Genomic DNA, 7,403 nt, shown 5'->3' with positions numbered 1-7,403 from the left:
GGCGAGATCTGCCGCAGGCATCATGTGTTTGTAATCGCAGATGAGATCCACAGCGATCTGATCTTCCCGGGCCACCAGCATATCGTGTTTGCCTCGCTGGGCCAGAACTATGCGGAAAACTGTGCCGTTTGCCATGCTCCATCCAAAACATTCAATCTGGCGGGGCTTTCTTTTTCCTGCATTATGATCCCCAATGAGGAACGCCGGAAACGATTTGACCAGATGTTCGCACGGTATTGTCGTGCCCATCCGAACTTTTTTGCCCCCGTTGCTGCAAAGGCTGCCTGGGACCACGGGGAAGCCTGGCTGGATTCATGCCTGGCTTATATTCAGAAAAATGACCAGTTCGTTCGGGAGTTTGCGGAAGATACTTGGAATGGAGACGTCAAGATCTCCCCTCTGGAGGGGACCTATCTCCAATGGATTGACTTCCGGAGACTGGAGCCGGATGCCGAAAAACTGCGCCAAAAGATGCTGTATCAGGCCCATGTGGCGATGGACGAAGGCAGTATGTTCGGCCCAGAGGGAAATGGATTTGAACGATTGAACCTGGCTGCACCCCGAAATCTGATCGAGGAGATCATGGATCGCATCGCCGCAGTATTACGGTAAGAGAACACCAATCCTAAATTACTGGAGGAGTAAACAGGAATGAAAATTTACAAAAAAAGCATGCTGATTGAGGAGAGCGACAACGTCGCAGTTGCCGTAGAGCCTATCCAGGCGGGTGAGTGCACACTAGTGGCTGGTGAGGAGATCACGGCCAACGAATATATCAAAGAGGGGCACAAAATCGCCCGCACTGATATCGAAAAAGGAGCCGAGATCATCAAGTATGGTGTACATATCGGCGTGGCCACCCAGTTCATCAAAAAGGGAGACTGGGTACATGAGCACAATGTTTACGATGACTTTGAGGAAATCAACCGGGAACAGCGTGCTTACTATCGCTCCATGGCACCGGATGCCATGGATTACACGATCCACCATAAATACAAAAAGGAAGAGTTGGGCCTGCCGGAGACGATCATGGGCTATAAGCGGGCAGACGGTTCCTTTGGGATCCGGAACCAGGTGGTGGTGATCTCTCTGGTTCAGTGCTCCAACAATGCGGCGCAGCGGATCTCTGCTGCCTGTAATGTCCCTGCCACGTTTGTCGATGCGGCTTGCGGTGAGTTTCCGGATCGCTTTGAGCGGACCCGCAGAGGATTCATCACAACCGGCACGCACCCGAACACCTTTGGCGTGGTACTGCTGTCCCTGGGGTGCCAGCAGACAGATCCTGAAGATGTGGCGGAGGAGATCCGTAAGACTGGCCGGCCGGTGGTGAATATCAGCATCCAGGCGGACGGCGGTGTCACCAAGGCCATCCAGGACGGGATTGCAGCTGTGGAGGATCTGAAGCGGCAGGCAGAGGCCCAGAAGCGCGAACCCTGCCCCCTCAGCGGACTGATTATCGGCGGCTATAACGGCGGATCTGACTGGACCAGCGGCCTGTCCGCCAATCCGGTGGTGGGTGAGGCAATCGATATGCACCTGTCCGCCGGCGGAAGAGCGGTGGAGGTTTGTGGCCGCGGCGGCTATCCCACCACAGCGGCTTCTTATGAGATCGGCATGCGCCTGATGGATATCGGAGATTTCTTCAATGAGGACTGCACCCGCAGAGGCGGTAAGGGCCTCTCCCAGGTCAATCCCACTCCCGGCAATAAGGCGGGCGGACTGACCACTATGACCGAGAAGAACCTGGGCAGCTTCAAAACCCAGGGACATCGCCGGATCCTGGGGATCCTGGACTGCGGTGATCCGGTCCCCGGCGCGGGAGCCTGGGGCATCAACCAGGCACAGGGCGCCAATGATGCCTATGCGTCCACCACGCTGGCCATGAGCGGATGCCATATCTGCCTCTTCACCACTGGGCGGGGCAACCCCATCGGCAACGCATGTATGACGACCATCAAGATCACAGGCAACCCCCAGACTGCGACGGCGCTGGAGGACATGATCGACTACTCCGCAGCTCCCATGCTGTATGGGGAACTGAGCCTGCAAGAAAGCGGCCGCGAGCTTTACGAGCTGCTTCTGCGTGTGGCCAACGGCGAGGAGACAAAGGCGGAAAAGCTGGGAGATTATAGCTGGACAACGCCCCACGGAACCAGTTACAACGGCGACTATTGATTTCTGCTGCGCAGGCCCCGGGTGGGATCGGAACAGACGACCGGAAGTGTATTCCGGTCGTCTGCGCTGATTTCCCGTGCAGACGGCCACGCTGTATGTTGCCATATAAAAGGAGAGACTGATTACGAAAAACAAAAAACCAAAGCTATATATTTGATGCTGGTCTCATCGCTGTCCTTTTCCATCATGCAGGTATTTGTCAAATTGAGCTCTGAAGAGGTGGGGACATTTGAGCAGACCTTCTTCCGCAATCTTGTCAGCCTGATTATTGCAGCTGTTATGGTCCGACGGGAAAACCTGCAGGTTTTTCAGGAGATCAAACGAGGGGGTTGGGCGCTTTGGGGAAGGTCGTTCTTCGGCTTTCTGGGGATCGTGCTCTTCTTCTATGCGGCCGGTCACGCCCGCCAAGCGGATGTAGCTATGCTGAACCGGGCATCTCCGGTATTTGTCACACTGCTCGCCGGTATTTTCCTGAAGGAGAAGATCACTCCCGTCAAGATCGCCTCAACGATCCTGTGTCTTGTGGGCGCATATATCGCCATGCAGCCGTCCTTCGACTCCAACCCGTTCCCGCTTCTGGCGGCTTTGCTGGCAGCGGTGGTATCCGGCATGGCTTACACCATGTTGTCCTACTGTAAAAATTTCACGCACCCATCTGCGATTATCTTCCACTTTTCCGCACTGAGTACGGTCTGCGCAGGACTGATGATGCTGCCGAATCTGGTGATTCCGTCTCCAAAGGTATTCGTGATGCTTTTGCTGATCGGCGTCTTTGCGGCAGGGGGACAGTTCTTCCTGACATACGCTTATCAGCAGGCCCCGGCCTCTGAGGTCAGCATCTATCAGTATTCCGGTGTTGTGTTCACTGCCGTGTTCAGCTATGCCTTTTTGGGAGAGACCCTGGGCAAAAGCTCCATAATTGGCGGGATTGTGATTCTGGGCGCTATATTCTGGGTGTTTGAAAACACCAGGAAAGAAAAGAACACATGATTTGAAAATCTTGTGATCACATAAGCTGCAGTTCCCTACGGAATTCCAGGCTATTCACCAATAAGCAGGGAACGTCATGGCCGTGTTCAATTTTACTGAAATGACATTTACTCTTTGCATTTTGACCTGGTCTGTACATACAGAACCCGGCGCCGGGAATTCCCGGCGCCGGGTTTTTGTGCGGATTTGGTCCCTTCACGCTTGACCGGAGGGCTGCCTTTGCCTGGGGCTCTGCCGCCGGACTCCGGGACATGCCCGTGCAGCCTTGGACGGGGCGCTTTCCGCGTTCACAGCTTTTTGACGAACAGCGCACGGATGGCGTTGAGCACTGCCAGGATCATCACACCCACATCGGCGAAGATGGCCAGCCACATATTGGCGAACCCCAGGGCCACAAGCACCAGACACGCCAGCTTGATGCCGATGGCAAAGACGATGTTTTCATAGACGATCCGCAGGCACTTGCGGGAGATCCGAATGGCCTTTGCGATTTTGGCGGGATCGTCATCCATCAGGACCACGTCGGCGGCCTCGATGGCGGCATCGGAGCCCATGGCGCCCATGGCAATACCGATATCCGCCCGGCTGAGGACCGGGGCGTCGTTGATGCCGTCCCCCACGAAGGCCAGCTTTCCCCGCTCAGAGTTGTCCAGCAGCAGTTCTTCCACCTTTTCCACCTTTCCGGCGGGGAGCAACTCGGCGCAAACCTGATCGATGCCCAGGGACTGGGCCACCTGGTCTGCCACCGGCTTGGCGTCGCCGGTGAGCATGACGGTCCTATGAACACCGGCGGACCGCAGCGCCTGGACAGCCTCCCGGGCGTGGGGCTTCACCACGTCGGAGATGACGATATGTCCGGCATACTTCCCGCCGACGGCCATGTGGATGATGGTGCCTACGCTGTGACAGGGGATGTACGGCACGCCCAGCCGGTCCATCAGCTTGTCGTTGCCGGCGGCTACCTCCACGCCGTCCACTTTGGCGATGACGCCGCTGCCGCTGATCTCCTGAACATCCGTCACCCGGCTGCGGTCGATCTCCCGGCCATAGGCCCGCTGCAGGCTTTTGCTGATGGGGTGGCTGGAAGCGCTCTCCGCCAGAGCGGCGTACTCCACCAGCTTCTCGTTCTCCATCTCATGATGGTGGATGCCGTTGACCTCAAACACGCCCTGGGTCAGAGTGCCGGTCTTGTCAAAGACCACCGTTTTGGTTTGGGACAGAGTCTCCAGATAGTTAGAGCCCTTCACCAGCACGCCGGCGTTGCTGGCCCCGCCGATGCCGGCAAAGAAGCTGAGAGGGATGCTGATGACCAGAGCGCAGGGACAGCTGGCCACCAGGAAGGTGAGGGCCCGGTAGACCCAGACGCTCCAGCCGGCGGGCAGGCCGAGAAGGAGCGTCCGGGCCAGAGGGACCAGGATGGCCAGGGCCAGGGCGGCGAAACACACGGCGGGGGTATACACCCGGGCGAACCGGGAGATGAAGTCCTCCGACCGAGACTTGCGGGAGGAGGCGTTCTCCACCAGGTCCAGGATCTTGGACACCGTGGACTCGCCGAATTCCCGGGTGGTACGGATTTTCAGCAGCCCGGTCATGTTGACGCAGCCGCTGATGATCTCGTCCCCCTCCCGGACCTCCCGGGGCAGGGACTCGCCGGTGAGGGCGGCGGTATTCAGGGTGGAGGCGCCCTCCACCACAGTGCCGTCGATAGGAACCTTCTCGCCGGGCTGGACCACAATAACGGTGCCGATGGACACCTCGTCCGGGTCTACCTGCTCCAGCTTCCCGTCCTGCTCCACGTTGGCGTAGTCCGGGCGGATGTCCATCAGCTCACTGATGTTCCGGCGGCTCCGGCCTACTGCATAGCTCTGGAACCACTCGCCGATCTGATAGAACAGCATGACGGCGATGGCCTCGGTGTAATCCCCGCTCCGCTCGTACAGGGCCAGGGCAATGGCGCCCACAGTGGCCACGGCCATCAGGAAGTTCTCGTCGAACACCTGGCGGTTTTGGATGCCCTTCAGGGCCTTTCGCAGGATGTCGTAACCTGCGATCAGATAGGGGATCAGGTACAGCCCAAACCGCATCCAGCCTGTGACGGGGAGAACATGCAGGACAGCCAGCAGGGCCGCCGCTGTCAGAATGCGGATCAGCATGATTTTCTGCTTTTTATTCATGAGGTTCACTTCCGATCTGAGCCGCTCCGTGCGGCTGATAATTCAATAAACGTTTAATTGTTTTGGGAAAGAAAACACCCCGCCTCCGGAGGGGGTGCTTTCCTGAAAAACGCGCTTACAGGTAGATTTCGCAGTCGTCCTCCACCTTTTTGCAATTTCTGCGGACCTGCTCCATCACGGCCTTGGGGTCCTGCCCCTCCGCGAATTCCACGATCATCTTCAGCGCCATGAAGTTCACGGTGGCGCTCTGGACGCCTTCGGTCTTCCGGGCGGCCTCCTCCATCTTGTTGGCGCAATTGGCGCAGTCCACATCGATCTTATAGGTTTTTTTCATATAAAAGTCTCCCTTCAGCAATTGAGCAAAACGATTAAGCAATTATTTAATCTATGGTCTTATCATACACGGGGCGGCCCCCCAAGTCAACGGGGGAGGGAGAGAATCTTCCGATTGGGCAAAAACTCCTTCCGATTGGGCCAATGCGGGGCGGCATATTTTCGCTCTTCCAGAATGGCGCGGGGTGTGGTAGAATACAAAACCAGAAGGAGGGACGACCGATGGAAGAAAAGAAGCTGCCCCACGACCATGGACAGTCCATGGAGCGGGAGCTGGAACAGATGCCCAGCGTGGACGATTTCCAGACAGTGGCTGACATCTTCAAACAGCTGGGGGACGGCAGCCGCATCCGGATTTTTTGGCTGCTGTGCCACTGTGAAGAGTGCGTCATCAACCTCTCCTCCATGGTGGAGATGAGCTCCCCGGCGGTGTCCCACCACCTGAAGCAGCTGAAGGCCGGCGGCCTGATCGTCAGCCGGCGGGACGGGAAAGAGGTCTACTATAAGGCTGCCGAGACGGAGCGGGCCCAGCTGCTGCACCACATGATTGAGGCGATGGTGGAGATTGCCTGCCCCTCGGCGTGAGGTGGGAAGGAGCGGCGGAATGAAGCAAGCGGATTGCCTGCGGATGGCTCTGGCGGAGCTGCCGCAGGGGACTATGGAGATCGTGGGGCGCCCTGCGGCCGAACCTGGGGTTTTGTTCACCGGGACATTTCAGGGAGAGACGGATGGACGGGGACGGATGGAGGTCTACCCGGTCTTTCCGGGGGTGGAGGCGTCCTTCAACACGGTCCTGGGCACCTATGCCGCCTTCCGGCACGAGGCGGCCCGGTCCACGCTGGAGATCAACCACTGCCGCCTGGGCCGGGTGGGCTGGGACCTGCGGGACGGCATGTCGGTCTATCTGGGGGAGGGCGATCTGTCCCTCCACAGTGCGGACTGCTGCGCGGATTCTGTGATGCACTTCCCGGCGGAGATGTACGCGGGGCTGATGATCTGCGTGGATTTGACCCATCTGGCGGAGTCGCCGCCCCCCATCTTGGCGGAGGCGGACTTCCAGGCCGAGAGGCTGGCGGAAAAATTCTGCGGAGGCGGGACCTTCGCCCTTCCGGCGGGACCGGAGCTGGAGGAGATCTTCCGGCCCCTGTACCGGCAGCCGGAGATGCGGCGGCTGCCCTATCTCCGGCTGAAGCTCCAGGAGCTGCTGCTGTATTTGGAGGGGCTGGAGTCCGGCGGGCGGGAGCTGACCCGGTACGGCTCCCAGCAGACGGCGCGTATCCAGGAGATCCACGCATTGCTGACCGAGCACCTGGACCGGCGGTACACCATTGAGGAGCTCTCCCACAGGTATCTGCTGAACACCTCCACCTTGAAGGAGGTGTTCAAGGCGGTGTACGGCCTGCCCATCGCCACCTATATGAAGGAGTACCGGGTGCGCAGGGCCATGGAGCTGCTGCGGGAGAGCGGCGGGAGCATCGCCGCCATCGCGGCCGCCGTGGGCTACGAGAGCCAGGGGAAATTCACCCGGGCATTCAAGGATGTGACGGGACAGCTCCCCACGGAGTACCGGCGGGAGCACCGGGGCTGACCCCGGAGTGAGATAGACGACCGGTTCCGCCGGTCGCCGGAGAGGAGGAGCGGAAGATGGCAGCAGACAGCGGGACTCGGACACTGGTCCGGCCCAGAAGGCGGATCGCCTCCCTGGATGCCCTGCGGGGCCTGACGCTGGTG

Annotated in this window: 7 protein-coding genes; 5 read left to right on the top strand and 2 right to left on the bottom strand. The window is 58.9% G+C overall.

The window, feature by feature from the left end; translation table 11 throughout:
• From QVE23_RS07985 to QVE23_RS07975, 3 genes are all read left to right on the top strand, one after another.
• Positions 1-612 (top strand): aminotransferase class I/II-fold pyridoxal phosphate-dependent enzyme (locus QVE23_RS07985; RefSeq protein ID WP_287967895.1); only part of this gene is annotated, 612 nt, incomplete at its 5' end.
• 39 nt (positions 613-651) lie between these two features.
• The gene (locus QVE23_RS07980; RefSeq protein WP_025544473.1) at positions 652-2,175 is read left to right on the top strand and encodes a UxaA family hydrolase; all 1,524 of its coding nucleotides are present in this window, start codon (positions 652-654) and stop codon (positions 2,173-2,175) included.
• A 21-nt stretch (positions 2,176-2,196) separates the two neighbouring features.
• Complete coding sequence (locus QVE23_RS07975) at positions 2,197-3,165, top strand: DMT family transporter (protein ID WP_287967894.1); 969 nt, start codon at positions 2,197-2,199, stop codon at positions 3,163-3,165.
• 287 nt (positions 3,166-3,452) lie between these two features.
• Here QVE23_RS07975 and QVE23_RS07970 read toward each other — a convergent pair whose 3' ends face one another.
• On the bottom strand, positions 3,453-5,339 hold the full coding sequence (locus QVE23_RS07970; RefSeq protein WP_287555144.1) for a heavy metal translocating P-type ATPase: 1,887 nt from the start codon (positions 5,337-5,339) through the stop codon (positions 3,453-3,455).
• A 115-nt stretch (positions 5,340-5,454) separates the two neighbouring features.
• Positions 5,455-5,673, bottom strand: coding sequence for a cation transporter (locus tag QVE23_RS07965; protein WP_025544472.1), 219 nt, complete (start codon positions 5,671-5,673; stop codon positions 5,455-5,457).
• A 221-nt stretch (positions 5,674-5,894) separates the two neighbouring features.
• Here QVE23_RS07965 and QVE23_RS07960 point away from each other — a divergent pair, with 221 nt between their 5' ends.
• Both QVE23_RS07960 and QVE23_RS07955 read left to right on the top strand, forming a co-directional pair.
• The gene (locus QVE23_RS07960) at positions 5,895-6,257 is read left to right on the top strand and encodes an ArsR/SmtB family transcription factor (protein ID WP_025544470.1); all 363 of its coding nucleotides are present in this window, start codon (positions 5,895-5,897) and stop codon (positions 6,255-6,257) included.
• Positions 6,258-6,276: 19 nt separating this feature from the next.
• Positions 6,277-7,260, top strand: a complete 984-nt coding sequence (locus tag QVE23_RS07955; protein WP_119311086.1) for a helix-turn-helix domain-containing protein — start codon at positions 6,277-6,279, stop codon at positions 7,258-7,260.
• Positions 7,261-7,403: the final 143 nt, after the last annotated feature.

This window comes from Oscillibacter sp. KLE 1728, assembly GCF_934833455.1.
GTDB classification, from domain to species: domain Bacteria; phylum Bacillota; class Clostridia; order Oscillospirales; family Oscillospiraceae; genus Oscillibacter; species Oscillibacter welbionis.
This window is presented reverse-complemented; position numbering and strand designations above follow the sequence as displayed.